This window comes from Streptomyces cinnamoneus (assembly GCF_002939475.1).
Taxonomy (GTDB): Bacteria; Actinomycetota; Actinomycetes; order Streptomycetales; family Streptomycetaceae; genus Streptomyces; species Streptomyces cinnamoneus_A.
Genome location: NZ_PKFQ01000001.1, coordinates 1912537 through 1928087 on the forward strand (window position 1 = coordinate 1912537; position 15551 = coordinate 1928087).

The following is a 15551-nucleotide window of genomic DNA, read 5'->3' on the forward strand; positions in this document are numbered from 1 at the left end:
TCAGGACCGCTGATGCAGTCCCAGATTCTCGTAGATTTCCAACGTGGCCGTGGAGTGGTTCAGGGTAATGAAGTGGAACCCGGGAATCTCCTCGGCCATCAACCGAGCACACAGGTCCGTCGCGTACTCGATCCCGACCGAGCGTACAGCGGCCGAATCGTCCTTCACCGCGAGGATCCGCTCGGCGAGGTCCGGGGGGAAGGCGGCGTTGCTGAGCTGTGCGAACCGTTCGATCTGGCGGACATTGGTGACCGGCATGATTTCCGGGATGATCGGCGTCTCGCAGCCCGCCGCCGCGACCCGGTCGCGCAGCCGCAGATAGTCCTCGGGGTAGAAGAACATCTGGGTGATCGCGAAGTCGGCGCCCGCCCGGCATTTGTCGACGAAGTGACCGATGTCGGTCTCCCAGTCGGTGGACCGGGGGTGCATCTCGGGGAAGGCCGCGACCCCCACGCAGAAGTCCCCGGATTCCTTGATCAGCCGGACCAGGTCCGCGGCGTAGCGGACGCCCTCGGGATGCCGCACCCACTCGCCCATGGGGTCGCCGGGCGGGTCGCCGCGCAGGGCGAGCATGTTGCGGATGCCGACGTCGGCGTACTGGCCGATGACGTTGCGGAGCTCGGCGAGGGAGTGGTCGACCGCCGTGAGGTGGGCGACGGGCGTCAGGGTGGTGTCCGTCGCGATCCGCTCGGTGGCCCGGACGGTGCCCTCACGGGAGGACCCCCCGGCGCCGTACGTCACGGAGACGAAGGTCGGTCCGACGGCTTCGATCCGCCGGATGGCGTTCCACAGCGTCCGTTCGCCCTTCTCCGTCTTCGGGGCGGCGAACTCGAAGGAGTAGGAACGCTCGCCGGAAGCGAGCAGCTCACGCACGGTGAGCGCATGGTCTGTCCTGGTGGAGGCAGTGCCAAGGGCCATACCGGCAAGTTAACCAGCGGGCGGACGGGCCCCCAACCCACACATGCCCTTTGCGGGCATTCGCCCGTTCTCCGTCCGCACGCCGTCTCACTCCTCGGACGGCGTCCCGCGCACGGCCGTCCGGGTCAGGCGTCGTACGCGCGGATCCGCTTCGCCAGCGCGGCCGCGGCGTCGCCCGGGTCGTCCGCCTCGGTGATCGCGCGCACCACGACGACCCGCCGGGCGCCGGCGTCCAGCACCTCGTCCAGGTTGCCGGCGTCGATCCCGCCGATCGCGAACCAGGGGCGCGCGGGGGCGAGGGCGGCGGCGTGGCGCACGAGGGACAGGCCCGGGGCGTGGCGGCCCGGCTTGGTGGGGGTGGGCCAGCAGGGGCCGGTGCAGAAGTAGTCGACGCCGGGCTCGGTGATCGCGGCCTCGACCTCGGACTCGGCGTGGGTGGAGCGTCCGATCAGGACGTCGTCGCCGAGGAGCGCCCGGGCGGCGGGCACGGGCAGGTCGCCCTGGCCCAGGTGCAGCACGTCGGAGCCGGCGGCGTGGGCGACGTCCGCGCGGTCGTTGACCGCGAGGAGCCTGCCGTGGCGGCGGGCGGCCTCGGCGAGGACGGCGAGGTGCTCCAGCTCCTCGCCCGCTTCCATGCCCTTGTCGCGCAGCTGCACGATGTCGACCCCGGCGGAGAGGACCGCGTCGAGGAACTCCGGCAGGTCTCCCTGGCGCTTGCGGGCGTCTGTGCACAGGTACAGCCGGGCGTCGGCGAGCCGCTGGCGCGCGCTGTCGGGCATCGGGTCTCCCCCGGGTCGGCGGCCAGCGGGCCGGGGACGCGCCGTCGGCGTCCCCGGCCCGCTCACCGGATGGTTTTATCTCGCGGCGCGAGCGCGCCGTGGGTCAGACGGCGAGCGCCTGGGCGCGGCGCTTCACCTCCGTGCCGCGATTCTCCCGCAGGGCCTGCGCGGGCGTGCCGGGCAGGGTCGGGTCCTCGGTGAACAGCCACTCCAGCATCTCTTCGTCGCTGAAGCCGTCGTCCCGCAGCAGCGTCAAGGTCCCGGCCAGGCCCTTGACCACCTTGTCCTCGCCGATGAAGTCGGCGGGCACCATGAGCACTCGGTTCTCGCCACGTCGCACGGCGATCAGCTGGCCCTCCTTGACCAGCTGCCGGACACGCGTCACCTCGACGCCGAGCTTTTCGGCGATGTCGGGGAGGTTGAGCCAGGCGGGGACGAGAGCATCGATCTTTGCGTCAATCTCGGTCACGGGACAAGCCTGCCATCCGGGACTGACAGCCGGTAGCCGGGTTGACCCGAGCCGGGCCCCGAGCCGCGCCTCAGGTCACCCCTGTGGCCCCCTGACCACTTCCGCACCCCCGCTTTCACCGTCCGGCCGGCGCCTCGCGCGGGCTCACAGGACGGCGGACTTCAGGGGCACGGAGGCGTCCGCCGCCTTGGCGCGGTCGAGGAGCGCGCCCTTCTCGATGAGCTTGCGCCCCTGGGCCAGGTCGCGCGGGCGCCCCACGGCCAGCAGCGCCACCAGCACGCCCGCGCGCAGCCAGCACACGGTCCAGGCGGCGCTGTCCGGGTCGCCGCGCCACAGGAGCTCGTCGGCTGCGGAGTGGTGGCCCGCGTACTGCACGAAGCGGCCGAACTGCTCCGACCAGAAGTACGGCACCGGGTCGTAGACCTCGCCCTCGGCGGGGCCGTGCACGATGTTGGCCGCGACGGTCCGGGGGCCCTGGAGGGCGTTGTCCCAGTGGTGCACCAGCAGCCGCTCCCCGTAGCGGGCGGAGGGGAAGGAGGCGCAGTCGCCGACCGCGTAGACGTCCGGGAGGGAGGAGCGCAGCCGGTTGTCGGTCACCACGGAGCCGTCCTCGGCCAGCACGACGCCCGAGCCGTCCAGCCAGCGCGTCGCGGGGCGCGCGCCGATGCCCACGACCACCGCGTCCGTGTGCAGCCGCGTCCCGTCCTCCAGCACGACCGCGCCGGGTTCGACGGCGGCCACGGCGGCGCCCGTCAGCAGCCGGGCGCCGCTGCTCGCGTACCAGTCGGCCATGTGGCCGGAGACCTCGGCGGGCAGGGCGCCGGCCAGCGGCCGGTCGGCGGCCTCCACCACGGTCACCCGGCAGCCCGCCTCGCGCGCCGCGGTCGCGAACTCGGCGCCGATCCAGCCGGCCCCGACCGCGACGACGTCGCGCTGCCCGGCCAGCAGCGGGCGCAGCCGCTCCGCGTCGTCCATGGTGCGCAGCACGTGCACGCCCGGCACGCCCTCACTGCCCGGCAGCGCCACCGGCTGCGCGCCGGTGGCGACGACCAGGACGTCGTAGGGGACGGGGCCGCGCGAGGTCTCCAGCACGTGCTCGCCGGCCCGCAGCCCCGTGGCCTCGACGCCCAGCTCCAGGTCGATGGCGAGCGAGGCGAAGTCCACCTCGAAGGCGGAGCCCTCCGCCTTGCCGAGCAGGACGGCCTTGGAGAGCGGTGGCCGGTCGTACGGCGGATGGGGTTCCTCGCCCAGCAGGGAGATCGTGCCGCGCCAGCCCTGCTCGCGCAGGGCGACGGCGGTCTGCACCCCCGCCATGCCCGCGCCGACGATGACGACGCGCCGGTCACCGGAGGTATTCGTCTGCTCGCTCACCCGGTCCACTGTAGGGCGGCGGCCGGCCTTGGCCGGAGCACCGCGTGGGGAGACCTCTGACACAGCGTCACGATGTTTGGGCGCGCCGTCCGGCCCTCCGTGCGCCCGGCCGCCCTTCCGGGCCGTCGCCGGCGCGTACTAGGGTGGCCGCTGCAAGCACTCGCGGGAGCCCGGGCGGACCGGGCTGAGAGGGAGGCTGGACGGCCTCCGACCGTACGAACCTGATCCGGGTCATGCCGGCGAAGGGAGGGGCTGGAAGCCCATGCACGCGCATCGAACCCCGGCACACCCAACCCATGCGCACCACACGTACGACGTCCTCGTCATCGGCGGCGGGGTCATCGGCCTCGTCACGGCCTGGCGCGCCGCCCAGCGGGGGCTGCGCACGGCCGTCGCCGACCCCGCGCCCGGCGGCGGCGCGGCGCAGGTGGCGGCCGGGATGCTGGCCGCGGTCACCGAGCTGCACTACGGCGAGCAGGACCTGCTGGCCCTGAACCTGGCCTCGGCGCGCCGCTACCCGCAGTTCACGGCCGAGCTGGAGGAGGCGACCGGCCGGGACACCGGCTACCGCGCCTGCGGCACGCTGGCCGTCGCCCTGGACGCCGACGACCGGGCCCATCTGAGGGAGCTCCACGACCTCCAGCAGCGCTCGGGCCTGGACTCGCAGTGGCTGACCGGGCGCGAGTGCCGCCGCCTGGAGCCGATGCTCGCGCCGGGCGTGCGCGGCGGGCTCCACGCGCTCGGCGACCACCAGACCGACCCCCGCCGGCTGGCCGGGGCGCTGCTGACGGCCTGTGAGCGGGCCGGAGTGGCCCTCCACCGGTCGGCGGCGGTACGGGCGCTGCTGTCCGGCGACCGGGCGGCCGGCGCCGAACTCGCCGACGGCACGCGCGTCGCCGCCGGGCAGACCGTGCTGGCCGCGGGCAGCCACAGCGGCCGGCTGGAGGGCCTGCCGCCGGACGTCCTGCCGCCGGTCCGCCCGGTCAAGGGCCAGATCCTGCGGCTGCGCGTGCCGGAGGCGTACCGGCCCTTCCTCTCGCGGACCGTGCGGGCGGTGGTGCGCGGCGGCCACGTCTACCTGGTGCCGCGCGAGAACGGCGAGCTGGTCGTCGGGGCGACGACGGAGGAGCTGGGCTGGGACACCACCGTCACCGCGGGCGGCGTCTACGAGCTGCTGCGCGACGCCCACGAGCTGGTGCCCGGGATCACCGAGCTGCCGCTGGTGGAGACCCGGGCCGGGCTGCGCCCCTGCTCGCCCGACAACGCCCCCCTGCTCGGCCCCACCCGGCTGCCCGGCCTGCTGGCGGCCACCGGGCACCACCGCAACGGCGTCCTGCTCGCCCCGCTCACGGGTGACGTGATGGCCGAGGTGCTCACCACCGGGCGGCTGCCCGACGAGGCCCTGCCCTTCTCCCCCCAGCGCTTCACCCCCGTCCTCCAGGAGCAGTCCGCATGACCGCCGGCGAAGTGATCACCCACACCATCAGCGTCAACGGGGAGCGCCGCACGGTGCCCGCGGGCACCACGCTCGACGGGCTCGTCGCGACGCTCACCACCGAGCGCGGCGGCGTGGCCGCCGCCGTCAACGAGGCCGTCGTCCCGCGCGGCCAGTGGCCGGCCACCCCGCTCGGCGAGGGCGACCGGGTCGAGGTCCTCACCGCGGTCCAGGGAGGCTGATCAGCACAGATGGCAGACGACCTGCTCACCATCGCGGAGACCCCCTTCACCTCCCGCCTGATCATGGGTACGGGCGGCGCCCCCAGCCTGGACGTGCTGGAGCGCGCCCTGCTGGCCTCCGGCACCGAGCTGACGACCGTCGCGATGCGGCGGCTGGACGCGACCGTGCGGGGCTCGGTGCTGTCCGTGCTGGAGAAGCACGGCATCCGGGTGCTGCCCAACACGGCCGGCTGCTTCACGGCGGGCGAGGCGGTCCTGACCGCCCGGCTGGCGCGCGAGGCGCTCGGCACGGACTGGGTCAAGCTGGAGGTGATCGCCGACGAGCGCACCCTGCTGCCCGATCCGATCGAGCTGCTGGACGCGGCCGAGATCCTGGTGGACGACGGCTTCACGGTCCTGCCGTACACCAACGACGACCCCGTCCTGGCGCGCAAGCTGGAGGACGTGGGCTGCGCGGCGATCATGCCGCTGGGCGCACCCATCGGCTCCGGGCTCGGCATCCGCAACCCGCACAACTTCCAGCTGATCACCGAGCGCGCCGGCGTCCCGGTGATCCTGGACGCGGGCGCGGGCACGGCCTCGGACGCGGCGCTCGCCATGGAGCTGGGCTGCGCGGCGGTGATGCTGGCCTCGGCGGTGACCCGGGCGCAGGAGCCGGTGCTGATGGCGGAGGCGATGCGGCACGCGGTGGAGGCCGGGCGGCTGGCCCACCGGGCCGGCCGTATCCCGCGCCGCCACTTCGCCGAGGCGTCCTCGCCCGTCGAGGGACGGGCGGCCCTGGACCCGGAGCGGCCGGCCTTCGCCCGTCCGTAGGGCGGCCGACGGGCGGCGGCCGGTGGGACATAAGCACCCGTACTCCCTGCGGGAGACGGGCCCGACCTGCGATCTTGTCACTGTTCGGCTTCAGAACGGGTGCGCGGAAGGCGGGACGTACGAGGGGGCCCGGCACGGCTCGTAGACTCGTGTGCCGTGGACACGACCCTGCCGGACCCCCTAGTCGATCACCTGCTCGACAGCCGCTACCGCGTCGAGGCGCGGATCGCCGTGGGCGGCATGGCCACGGTCTACCGCGCCGTGGACACCCGGCTCGACCGGGTGCTCGCCCTCAAGGTGATGCATCCCTCGCTCGCCGCGGACCGGGCCTTCGTGGACCGGTTCATCCGCGAGGCCAAGTCCGTGGCCCGGCTCGACCACCCCAACGTGGTGGGCGTGTACGACCAGGGCACCGACGGCCCGTACGTCTACCTCGCCATGGAGTACGTGGCGGGGTGCACCCTGCGCGACGTCCTGCGCGAGCGCGGGGCCCTGCGCCCGCGCGCCGCCCTGGACGTCCTGGAACCCATGCTGGCGGCGCTGGGCGCCGCGCACCTGGCGGGGCTGGTCCACCGCGACGTCAAGCCGGAGAACGTGCTCATCGGGGACGACGGCCGGGTCAAGGTCGCCGACTTCGGACTGGTGCGGGCCGTGGACACCAACACCTCGACCAGCACCGGCGCGGTGCTGGGCACGGTGTCCTACCTCGCCCCCGAGCAGATCGAGCACGGCACGGCCGACACCCGCGCGGACGTCTACGCCTGCGGGGTCGTCCTCTACGAGATGCTCACCGGCGCCAAGCCGCACTCCGGCGGCACCCCCGCCCAGGTGCTCTACCAGCACCTCCACGAGGACGTGCCGGCGCCGTCGGCCGCCGTCCCGTCCCTGGCACCCGAGCTCGACGCGCTGGTGGCCGCCGCCACCGCCCGCGACCCGCGGCTGCGCCCGGCCGACGCAGCCGCCCTGCTGGGCCGGGTCCGCGCGGAGCGCGCGGAGCTGTCCGACGAGCAGCTGGACGCGGCGGCGCCGGGCGCGGAGGCCGGCGCGGGCGCCGTCCCCGCGGCGTCCGTCGCGTCCGTGGGCTCCGAGGACCGTACGAGCGTGATCCCCCGTCCGGTCACGGCGGGCCCGTTGCCGCCGGCCGAGGACGAGCTGAACCGCACCACCCGCTTCGAGGCGCCGCCGGTGCCCCCGGCCTCCCCGCCCGGCCCTCCGCCGGCGCGCCCGGCGCACCCGGCGCGGCCCTGGCAGCGGCTGCCCCGGCGCTGGCTGATCGCGGCGGTCGCCGCCGTGGTGCTCCTCCTGGGCGGCACGGGCGTGTGGTACATCAACTCCGGTCAGTTCACCGCCGTCCCCGCGGTGCTGGACATGACCCAGGACAAGGCGTCCCAGGAGCTGGACCGGGCCGGGCTCGGGGTGAAGACCAGGCAGGCGTTCAGCGACACCGTCGAGCGCGGCCGCGTCATCTCCACCGACCCCGAGCCGGGCAAGCGCATCCGCAACACCGGCACGGTGACGATCACCGTCTCGCGCGGGCCGCAGAAGGCCGAGGTGCCCAACCTGGCCGGCGTGCAGCTCGACGACGCCAAGCGGAAGCTCCAGGAGCTGGGGCTGACGGTCGGCGACGTCACCGAGCAGTTCAGCGGCGAGACCCCCAAGGGCGCGGTGCTCTCCACCGACCCGGCGCCCGGCGTGGAGCGCCGGCCGGGCTCGGCCGTGGCGCTGGTCGTCAGCAAGGGCAAGCCGCGGAACGTGCCCGACGTGACCGGCATGTCGGTGGCCGCCGCGACCGCCGCGCTGCGGGACGCCGGGCTGGAGACCAAGGTCGCGGACGACCCGGTCTTCTCCACCCAGGAGAAGGGGGCGGTCGCCCGGCAGTCCCCGGACCGGGGCACCCAGGTGGCCGAGGGCGACACCGTCACCGTCGCCGTCTCCAAGGGCAAGGAGATGGCCACCGTCCCGGACGTCACCGGAAAGAGCGAGGCCGAGGCCAAGCGGATCCTGGGCGCCGCGGGCTTCCAGGTCAAGGTGGACCGGCCGTTCCTCTTCCCGAAGGACTCGGTCGACGGCCAGTCGGTGCGCGCCGGGGACCAGGCGGCCAAGGGCGACACCATCGTCATCCGGATGAAGAGCGGATTCTGAGCACCACATGAACGACACACCGCCCGGCCCCGGGCGCAATCCCGTCGGCGGCCACATCCCCGTCGCCGGCGGCCTCGCCAAGGTGGGCCTGCCCTATGCCCGCGCGATGGGCGCCGAGGCCGTGCAGGTCTTCGTCGCCAACCCGCGCGGCTGGGCGACCCCGCCCGGCAGCCCCCGGCAGGACGAGGAGTTCCGCGCCGGGTGCGCGGCCGGGGCGATTCCCGCGTACGTGCACGCCCCGTACCTGATCAACTTCGGCTCGCACACCGGGGCCACCGTCGAGAAGTCCGTCGAGTCCCTGCGGCACTCGCTGCGCCGGGGCCGGGAGATCGGCGCCCGCGGCGTCGTCGTCCACACCGGTTCGGCGACCGGTGGCCGCGCGCGGGCGGCGGCGCTGGCCCAGGTCCACGAGCGGCTGCTGCCGCTGCTGGAGGAGCTCACGCACGACGACGACCCCCGGCTGCTGCTGGAGCCGACGGCCGGTCAGGGTGCCTCACTGTGCTCGCTGGTCGCGGACCTCGGCCCGTACTTCGACGCGCTGGAGCACCATCCGCGGCTGGGGGTCTGCCTGGACACCTGCCACCTCTTCGCGGCCGGGCACGACCTCGCCGGGCCCGGCGGGGTCAAGCAGACGCTCGACGAGCTGGTGTCGGTGGTGGGCACGGGCCGGCTGGGGCTCATTCACGCCAATGATTCCAAGGACGTCGTCGGCGCCCACAAGGACCGGCACGAGAACATCGGTTCCGGCCACATCGGGCTGGAGCCCTTCGCGGAGCTCTTCCGGCACCCGGAGACGGCGGGGGTCCCCCTGACGATCGAGACGCCGGGCGGTGCGGAGGGACACGCCGCGGACGTCGCGCGGCTGAAGGCGCTGCGGGACGGCTGACCGGCGCCCGCCAGGGGGACACCCCCTAGAGCTCGGGGCCCTCGCCGGGCTGTTCCTGGTAGGAGTAGCGCTGCTCGCGCCAGGGGTCGCCGATGTTGTGGTAGCCGCGCTCCTCCCAGAACCCCCGCCGGTCCGCGGTCATGTACTCCACACCGCGCACCCATTTGGGGCCCTTCCAGGCGTACAGGTGCGGGACGACCAGGCGTACGGGGAACCCGTGCTCGGCGGTGAGCGGCTCACCGTCCTTGTGCGTGGCGAAAATGGTCTTCTCGGCGGTGAAGTCGGCGAGCCGGAGGTTGGAGCTGAAGCCGTACTCGGCCCACACCATCACGTGCGTGACCTCGGGCGCGGGCGGGGCCAGTTCGAGGATCGTGCGGGCCGAAACCCCACCCCACTCGGCGCCGAGCATGCTGTACTTCGTGACGCAGTGCAGATCCGCCACCACGGTCGTGTACGGCAGGGCGGAGAACTCGTCGTGCGTCCAGCAGCGCTTGTCACCGTCGGCGGTCGCGCCGAAGACACGGAACTCCCACCGGTCCGGCTTGAACCTCGGGACCGGGCCGTAGTGCGTCACCGGCCATCCGCGCTGGAGCCGCTGCCCCGGGGGGAGCGTGGGGGCGCCGCCCGGCGGCAGCCGGGGGAGTTCCCCTTTGCGGCTTTCGGTGTTCTGCGAGGGCCCCATGGCTCAATGGTGTCAGACCTTCGAGGGTGCTGATGACCAGGGGTTGCGTTATCCGGGCAACTCCCACTAAGTGTGAACTTACTGGACGGTTTCGAAGGGCGGTGCGAGGATGCGCGCAACCTGCCAGTCGTCCTCCCCCACGGCCCGAAGGCCACGGGAGGTGCCCCCAGGAAGGAGCCCTCTGCGATGCAGGGCGACCCCGAGGTCATCGAGTTCCTGAACGAACAGCTGACGGCCGAGCTGACCGCCATCAACCAGTACTTCCTGCACGCGAAGCTGCAGGAGCACAAGGGCTGGACCAAGATCGCGCAGCACACCCGCGCCGAGTCCTTCGACGAGATGAGGCACGCGGAGGTCCTCACCGACCGGATCATCTTCCTGGAGGGACTGCCCAACTACCAGCGGCTCTTCCACGTCCGGATCGGCCAGTCGGTCAGCGAGATGTTCCAGGCCGACCGGCAGGTGGAGGTCGAGGCCATCGACCGCCTGCGGCGGGGCGTGGAGGTCATGCGGGCCAAGGGCGACATCACCTCGGCCAACATCTTCGAGTCGATCCTCGCGGACGAGGAGGACCACATCGACTACCTCGACACCCAGCTGGAGCTGATCGAGAAGCTCGGCGAACCGCTGTACCTCGCGCAGTTCATCGAGCAGGACGGTGGCGGGGCCGACTGAGCCCCTAGGCCGCCCGGGCGGCGTCCGGCGCGGACGCGGAGGGGGCCATCAGGGTCACCTCGGCGGCCAGCACGTCGCCCTCGCCCTGGTCGGCCAGCTCGCGGCGCGGGCAGGCACCGCGGCCGAGCAGCGCCTGGATGCGCCGGACGCAGCTGCCGCAGTCGGTGCCGGCCTTGCAGGCGGACGCGATCTTGCGGGGCGTGCACGCCCCCTTGTCCGCGTGCTCGCGCACCTGCTGCTCCGTGATGCCGAAGCACGAGCAGACATACACGCGGCCACCGCCTTGCCGGTCCGGGGAACTGATCGAACAACTTGATCAATAAGGTTACCCTTACCTTACCCGGCCCGCCGTCCGAAAAACAACGCCGTGGGGCGCGGATCACTTCCGATCCGCGCCCCACGGCGCACGAAGGACGGTCCCCCTACTGGTCGCGGTACATCTCGGCGACCAGGAACGCCAGGTCCAGGGACTGGCTGCGGTTGAGGCGGGGGTCGCACGCCGTCTCGTAGCGCTGGTGGAGGTCGTCGACGAAGATCTCGTCGCCGCCGCCCACGCACTCGGTGACGTCATCGCCGGTCAGCTCCACGTGGATGCCGCCCGGGTGGGTGCCGAGGCCCTTGTGGACCTCGAAGAAGCCCTTGACCTCGTCCAGCACGTCGTCGAAGCGGCGGGTCTTGTGGCCCGAGGCCGCCTCGAAGGTGTTGCCGTGCATGGGGTCGCAGACCCACACGACCTGGGCGCCGGACGCCGTGACCTTCTCCACCAGGGCGGGCAGCTTCTCGCGGATCTTGCCCGCGCCCATCCGGGTGATGAAGGTGAGCCGGCCGGGCTCGCGGTCCGGGTCCAGCCGCTCGATGAGGGTGAGCGCCTCGTCGGCCGTGGTCGTCGGCCCGAGCTTCACCCCGATCGGGTTGCGGATCTTGGAGGCGAACTCGATGTGCGCCCCGTCCAGCTGCCGGGTGCGCTCACCGATCCACACCATGTGGCCCGAGACGTCGTACAGCTGCCCGGTGCGCGAGTCGACCCGGGTCAGGGCGGACTCGTAGTCGAGGACCAGGGCCTCGTGAGAGGCGTAGAACTCGACCGTCTTGAACTCCTCCGGGTCCACCCCGCAGGCGTTCATGAAGTTCATCGCCCGGTCGATCTCGCGGGCCAGCTGCTCGTAGCGCTGACCGGACGGCGAGGACTTCACGAAGTCCTGGTTCCAGGCGTGCACCTGGCGCAGGTCGGCGTAACCGCCGGTGGTGAAGGCGCGCACCAGGTTCAGCGTGGAGGCCGACGCCTGGTACATCCGCTTCAGCCGCTGCGGGTCCGGCGTACGGGCCTCGGGCGTGAAGGCGAAGCCGTTGACCGAGTCGCCGCGGTAGGTCGGCAGGGTCACGCCGTCGCGGGTTTCGGTCGGCTTGGAACGCGGCTTGCTGTACTGGCCGGCGATGCGGCCGACCTTCACGACGGGCACGGAGCCGGCGTACGTCAGCACGGCGCCCATCTGGAGCAGGGTCTTGAGCTTGTTGCGGATCTGGTCCGCGCCGACGGCGTCGAACGCCTCCGCGCAGTCACCGCCCTGGAGCAGGAACGCCTCGCCGCGCGCGACGGCTCCCAGGCGCTGACGCAGCTGGTCGCACTCGCCGGCGAAGACGAGGGGCGGATAGGACTCGAGCTCGGCGATCACATCGCGCAGAGCCTCTTGGTCCGGCCATTCAGGCTGCTGCGCCGCGGGCAGGGAGCGCCAGGTGTTGCCACCGGCGTGGATTTCAGCGTTCACGGTCACGCAGTCAACAGTACGGGGTCGGCACCGCCGTCCAGCCGCCGGACCGCACTGTGAGACGAATCCTGAGACGGGATTCCGCGGAAATCCAGGACACGGCCCGGGGGCGTCGGGTAACGTGCCGGGCGTGTACGTGCTCGAGTCCCAGAATCAGAACTGGTGGTGGACCGCTCCTCCGGCGGCCCACTGATCGCGCGTACTCCCGAACCGATCGCGAAGGCCGCCCCGAGGGGCGGCCTTCGGCGTCCGTGGACCGGACGCGGCGAGCGGCCGTTCCTCCCCCCACGGAAGGAACACCCTCATGACCGCCGGCACCGCCGCCCTCCTCGCCCGCCTGACGGACCCCGGCTGCCCGCCGTTCGCCCTGCTGCACCGCCGTACGCCCGGCCACCCCGAGGACGTCGTCGAGCTGCTGACCGGCCCCGTCACCGAGGTCGAACGCCTGGCCGCCATCCCCTTGCCCGACGGGCCCCCGCCGCACGGCCGCCCGGTGCACGACGCGCTGGCGCTCGTCCCCTTCCGGCAGATCCGCGAACGCGGCTTCGACGTCCGCGACGACGGCACCCCCCTGCTCGTCCTGCGCCCCGAGGAGGTCCACGAGCTGCCGCTCGACGACGTCCTCGCCGCCCTGCCCCGGCACGAGGTGCGGGTGGAGGGCGGGGCCTTCGACATGAGCGACGACGACTACGCGCGCGTCGTCCAGCGGGTCGTCGAGGACGAGATCGGCACCGGCGAGGGCGCCGACTTCGTCATCCGCCGCACCTTCGAGGGCGAGGTCCACGGCTTCCGGGCCGCCGACGCGCTGGCCCTCTTCCGCCGGCTGCTGGCCGGCGAGCGCGGCGCCTACTGGACCCACGTCGTGCACACCCCCGGCCGCACCCTGGTGGGCGCGAGCCCCGAGGTCCACGTGCGGATGGCGGGCGGCACCGTCGTGATGAACCCCATCAGCGGCACCTACCGCCACCCCGCCGGAGGCCCCACGGCCGAGGGGCTCCTCAAGTTCCTCCACGACCCCAAGGAGGTGGAGGAGCTGTCCATGGTCGTCGACGAGGAACTGAAGATGATGTGCACCGTGGGCGACATGGGCGGCGTGGTCGTCGGGCCCCGCCTGCGGGAGATGGCCCACCTCGCCCACACCGAGTACGAGCTACGCGGGCGCTCCTCGCTCGACGTCCGCGACGTCCTGCGGGAGACGATGTTCGCCGCGACCGTCACCGGCTCGCCCGTGCAGAACGCCTGCCGGGTGATCGAGCGGTACGAGCCCCGCGGACGCGGCTACTACGCCGGGGCGCTCGCCCTCCTCGGCCGGGACGCCGGCGGCGCGCAGACCCTCGACTCCCCCATCCTCATCCGCACCGCCGACATCGGCGGCGACGGCCGGCTGCGCCTGGGGGTCGGCGCCACGCTGGTGCGCCGCTCCGACCCCCGCGCCGAGGTCGCCGAGACCCACGCCAAGGCGGCGGGCGTCCTCACGGCCCTCGGCGTGCGACCGGGTCCCCTACGCCCGGCGGCGGCCCCGGCCGTACGGCTCGCCGACGACCCGCGGGTACGGGCGGCGCTGGACGCCCGGCGCGCGGACCTGGCCCCCTTCTGGCTGCGGATGCAGACCGAGCCCCGGGCCGCCGCGACGAGCGGACACGCGCTCGTCGTCGACGGCGAGGACACCTTCACGGCGATGCTCGCCCATGTGCTGCGCACCGCGGGGCTGACGGTGACCGTGCGGCGCTTCGACGAGCCGGGCCTGCGGGAGGCGGCGCTCGCCCACGAGGGCCCGGTCGTGCTGGGGCCCGGCCCCGGCGACCCCTCGGACACAGCCGACCCGAAGATGCGGATGCTGCGCTCCCTGACGGGGGAGCTGCTGCGCGGGCACCGGCACGGTCCCGCGGCCACCACCCCTCAGCAGGGCACCGCGGGCCGCGTGCTGTTCGGCGTGTGCCTGGGGCACGAGCTGATCGCGGCGGAGCTGGGGCTGGGGATCGTGCGCAAGCGGGTGCCGTTCCAGGGGGCGCAGGAGCGGATCGACTTCTTCGGACGGCAGGAGACGGTGGGGTTCTACAACACCTTCACGGCGCGGTGCGACGCGGCGACGGCGGTGGAGCTCGCGACGCGCGGCGTCGAGCTGAGCCGCGACCCGGAGAGCGGCGACGTGCACGCGTTGCGCGCGGGCACGTTCGCCGGTGTGCAGTTCCATCCGGAATCGGTGCTGACCCTGAACGGCGTGGCGGTGGTAAGCGAGCTCCTGGCGGGCGTGGTGGTCCGCTGAGGGAGCGCCGGCCCGCCCGCCCGTCACCGGGCGGGCCGGCGGCGTCAGCCGAAGAAGACCCTCGCCTCCTCGTACAGCGCGGCCGGCACGGTCTTGATCCGTGCCGTCGCCTCCGCCAGCGGCACCCGGACGATGTCCGGGCCCCGCAGGGCCACCATCGAGCCGAAGGCGCCGTCGTCGACGGCCTCGATGGCGTGGAGGCCGAACCGCGTGGCCAGCCAGCGGTCGAACGCGCTGGGCGTGCCCCCGCGCTGGACGTGCCCGAGCACCGTGGTGCGCGCCTCCTTGCCCGTGCGGCGTTCGATCTCCTCCGCCAGCCACTCGCCGACGCCCGACAGCCGGACGTGACCGAAGGAGTCGCGGGCGGAGGCGTTCTTCAGGACCAGGTCGCCGTCCTTGGGCACGGCGCCCTCCGCGACGACGACGATCGGGGCGTAGCTGGCGCGGAAGCGGGAGGTGACCCAGTCGCAGACCTCGTCGAGGTCGAAGGGCCGCTCGGGGACGAGGATGACGTTGGCGCCGCCGGCGAGGCCGGAGTGCAGGGCGATCCAGCCGGCGTGCCGGCCCATGACCTCGACGACGAGGACGCGCATGTGCGACTCGGCCGTGGTGTGGAGGCGGTCGATGGCCTCGGTGGCGATGTTGACGGCGGTGTCGAAGCCGAAGGTGTAGTCGGTGGCGGAGAGGTCGTTGTCGATGGTCTTGGGCACGCCGACGCAGCGGACGCCGTGCTCGTCGTGCAGGCGCGCGGCGACGCCCAGGGTGTCCTCGCCGCCGATGGCGATGAGGGCGTCCACCTCGTGCGCGGCGAGGTTCTCCTTGATCCGGCGGACGCCGTCCGCCTCCTTGAGGGGGTTGGTCCGCGAGGACCCGAGGATGGTCCCGCCGCGCGGCAGGATGCCCCGCACCGCGGGGATGCCGAGCGGCACGACCGTGCCGTGCAGCGGTCCGCGCCAGCCGTCCCTGAAGCCGATGAAGTCGTGGTCGTAGTCCTGGACGCCCTTGCGGACGACGGCGCGGATGACCGCGTTGAGACCGGGGCAGTCGCCGCCACCGGTCAGCACTCCGATCCGCATGAGACACCTTCCCTTCCGCCGGATACGCGCG

General features: G+C 73.4%; 15 protein-coding genes and 1 riboswitch. Of the genes, 7 read left to right on the top strand and 8 right to left on the bottom strand.

Annotated elements, in window-relative coordinates; translation table 11 throughout:
* The 4 genes from metF to CYQ11_RS07895 all read right to left on the bottom strand — a co-directional run bounded on the left by metF (position 1) and on the right by CYQ11_RS07895 (position 3537).
* The gene (gene metF / locus CYQ11_RS07880; protein WP_099197418.1) at positions 1-918 is read right to left on the bottom strand and encodes a methylenetetrahydrofolate reductase [NAD(P)H]; all 918 of its coding nucleotides are present in this window, start codon (positions 916-918) and stop codon (positions 1-3) included.
* A gap of 125 nt (positions 919-1043) precedes the next feature.
* Positions 1044-1697 (bottom strand): thiamine phosphate synthase, encoded by a 654-nt coding sequence (gene thiE, locus CYQ11_RS07885; RefSeq protein ID WP_099197419.1) that lies wholly within the window; start codon positions 1695-1697, stop codon positions 1044-1046.
* Between the two features lie 103 nt (positions 1698-1800).
* Positions 1801-2166 carry an Rv2175c family DNA-binding protein gene (locus tag CYQ11_RS07890; protein ID WP_099197420.1) on the bottom strand — a complete coding sequence of 122 codons (366 nt, stop codon included), beginning with the start codon at positions 2164-2166 and terminating at the stop codon, positions 1801-1803.
* 144 nt (positions 2167-2310) lie between these two features.
* Positions 2311-3537 (bottom strand): NAD(P)/FAD-dependent oxidoreductase, encoded by a 1227-nt coding sequence (locus CYQ11_RS07895; RefSeq protein ID WP_099197474.1) that lies wholly within the window; start codon positions 3535-3537, stop codon positions 2311-2313.
* 152 nt (positions 3538-3689) lie between these two features.
* A riboswitch (TPP riboswitch) is annotated at positions 3690-3802 on the top strand.
* Between CYQ11_RS07895 and thiO the strand changes: the two genes are divergently transcribed.
* The 5 genes from thiO to CYQ11_RS07920 all read left to right on the top strand — a co-directional run bounded on the left by thiO (position 3800) and on the right by CYQ11_RS07920 (position 9055).
* Entirely contained in the window at positions 3800-4993 is a 1194-nt protein-coding gene (thiO, locus tag CYQ11_RS07900) for a glycine oxidase ThiO (RefSeq protein ID WP_099197421.1), read from the top strand. (Overlaps the previous riboswitch by 3 nt.)
* Positions 4990-5214, top strand: a complete 225-nt coding sequence (gene thiS / locus CYQ11_RS07905; RefSeq protein WP_099197422.1) for a sulfur carrier protein ThiS — start codon at positions 4990-4992, stop codon at positions 5212-5214. The genes thiO and thiS overlap by 4 nt, the downstream gene beginning before the upstream one ends.
* A gap of 9 nt (positions 5215-5223) precedes the next feature.
* Positions 5224-6027: a thiazole synthase gene (locus tag CYQ11_RS07910; RefSeq protein ID WP_099197423.1), complete on the top strand. Its 804-nt coding sequence runs from the start codon at positions 5224-5226 to the stop codon at positions 6025-6027.
* A gap of 156 nt (positions 6028-6183) precedes the next feature.
* Positions 6184-8169, top strand: coding sequence for a Stk1 family PASTA domain-containing Ser/Thr kinase (gene pknB / locus CYQ11_RS07915; protein ID WP_181143607.1), 1986 nt, complete (start codon positions 6184-6186; stop codon positions 8167-8169).
* A gap of 7 nt (positions 8170-8176) precedes the next feature.
* Positions 8177-9055, top strand: coding sequence for a deoxyribonuclease IV (locus tag CYQ11_RS07920; protein ID WP_099197424.1), 879 nt, complete (start codon positions 8177-8179; stop codon positions 9053-9055).
* 25 nt (positions 9056-9080) lie between these two features.
* On the opposite strand, the gene CYQ11_RS07925 is transcribed toward CYQ11_RS07920, so the two are convergent.
* Positions 9081-9737, bottom strand: coding sequence for a sulfite oxidase-like oxidoreductase (locus CYQ11_RS07925; protein WP_240003082.1), 657 nt, complete (start codon positions 9735-9737; stop codon positions 9081-9083).
* Positions 9738-9923: 186 nt separating this feature from the next.
* Here CYQ11_RS07925 and bfr point away from each other — a divergent pair, with 186 nt between their 5' ends.
* The gene (bfr, locus tag CYQ11_RS07930; RefSeq protein WP_099197425.1) at positions 9924-10412 is read left to right on the top strand and encodes a bacterioferritin; all 489 of its coding nucleotides are present in this window, start codon (positions 9924-9926) and stop codon (positions 10410-10412) included.
* A gap of 4 nt (positions 10413-10416) precedes the next feature.
* Here the strand turns inward: bfr and CYQ11_RS07935 are convergent, their stop codons facing one another.
* Positions 10417-10683: a (2Fe-2S)-binding protein gene (locus CYQ11_RS07935; RefSeq protein ID WP_099197426.1), complete on the bottom strand. Its 267-nt coding sequence runs from the start codon at positions 10681-10683 to the stop codon at positions 10417-10419.
* Between the two features lie 151 nt (positions 10684-10834).
* Entirely contained in the window at positions 10835-12184 is a 1350-nt protein-coding gene (locus CYQ11_RS07940; RefSeq protein ID WP_099197427.1) for a class II 3-deoxy-7-phosphoheptulonate synthase, read from the bottom strand.
* A gap of 298 nt (positions 12185-12482) precedes the next feature.
* Between CYQ11_RS07940 and CYQ11_RS07945 the strand changes: the two genes are divergently transcribed.
* On the top strand, positions 12483-14444 hold the full coding sequence (locus CYQ11_RS07945; protein WP_099197428.1) for an anthranilate synthase family protein: 1962 nt from the start codon (positions 12483-12485) through the stop codon (positions 14442-14444).
* A gap of 44 nt (positions 14445-14488) precedes the next feature.
* Here the strand turns inward: CYQ11_RS07945 and CYQ11_RS07950 are convergent, their stop codons facing one another.
* A complete protein-coding gene (locus CYQ11_RS07950; protein WP_099197429.1) occupies positions 14489-15520 on the bottom strand; it encodes a 6-phosphofructokinase in 1032 nt (343 codons plus the stop codon).
* Positions 15521-15551: the final 31 nt, after the last annotated feature.

Excerpts from the sequence above, each read along its gene's own strand:
- metF (WP_099197418.1), bottom strand. The coding sequence starts at position 918 with ATGGCCCTTGGCACTGCCTCCACCAGGACAGACCATGCGCTCACCGTG.
- CYQ11_RS07920 (WP_099197424.1), top strand. The coding sequence starts at position 8,177 with ATGAACGACACACCGCCCGGCCCCGGGCGCAATCCCGTCGGCGGCCAC.
- CYQ11_RS07945 (WP_099197428.1), top strand. The coding sequence starts at position 12,483 with ATGACCGCCGGCACCGCCGCCCTCCTCGCCCGCCTGACGGACCCCGGC.
- CYQ11_RS07910 (WP_099197423.1), top strand. The coding sequence starts at position 5,224 with ATGGCAGACGACCTGCTCACCATCGCGGAGACCCCCTTCACCTCCCGC.
- thiO (WP_099197421.1), top strand. The coding sequence starts at position 3,800 with ATGCACGCGCATCGAACCCCGGCACACCCAACCCATGCGCACCACACG.
- CYQ11_RS07950 (WP_099197429.1), bottom strand. The coding sequence starts at position 15,520 with ATGCGGATCGGAGTGCTGACCGGTGGCGGCGACTGCCCCGGTCTCAAC.
- thiE (WP_099197419.1), bottom strand. The coding sequence starts at position 1,697 with ATGCCCGACAGCGCGCGCCAGCGGCTCGCCGACGCCCGGCTGTACCTG.
- bfr (WP_099197425.1), top strand. The coding sequence starts at position 9,924 with ATGCAGGGCGACCCCGAGGTCATCGAGTTCCTGAACGAACAGCTGACG.
- thiS (WP_099197422.1), top strand. The coding sequence starts at position 4,990 with ATGACCGCCGGCGAAGTGATCACCCACACCATCAGCGTCAACGGGGAG.
- CYQ11_RS07925 (WP_240003082.1), bottom strand. The coding sequence starts at position 9,737 with ATGGGGCCCTCGCAGAACACCGAAAGCCGCAAAGGGGAACTCCCCCGG.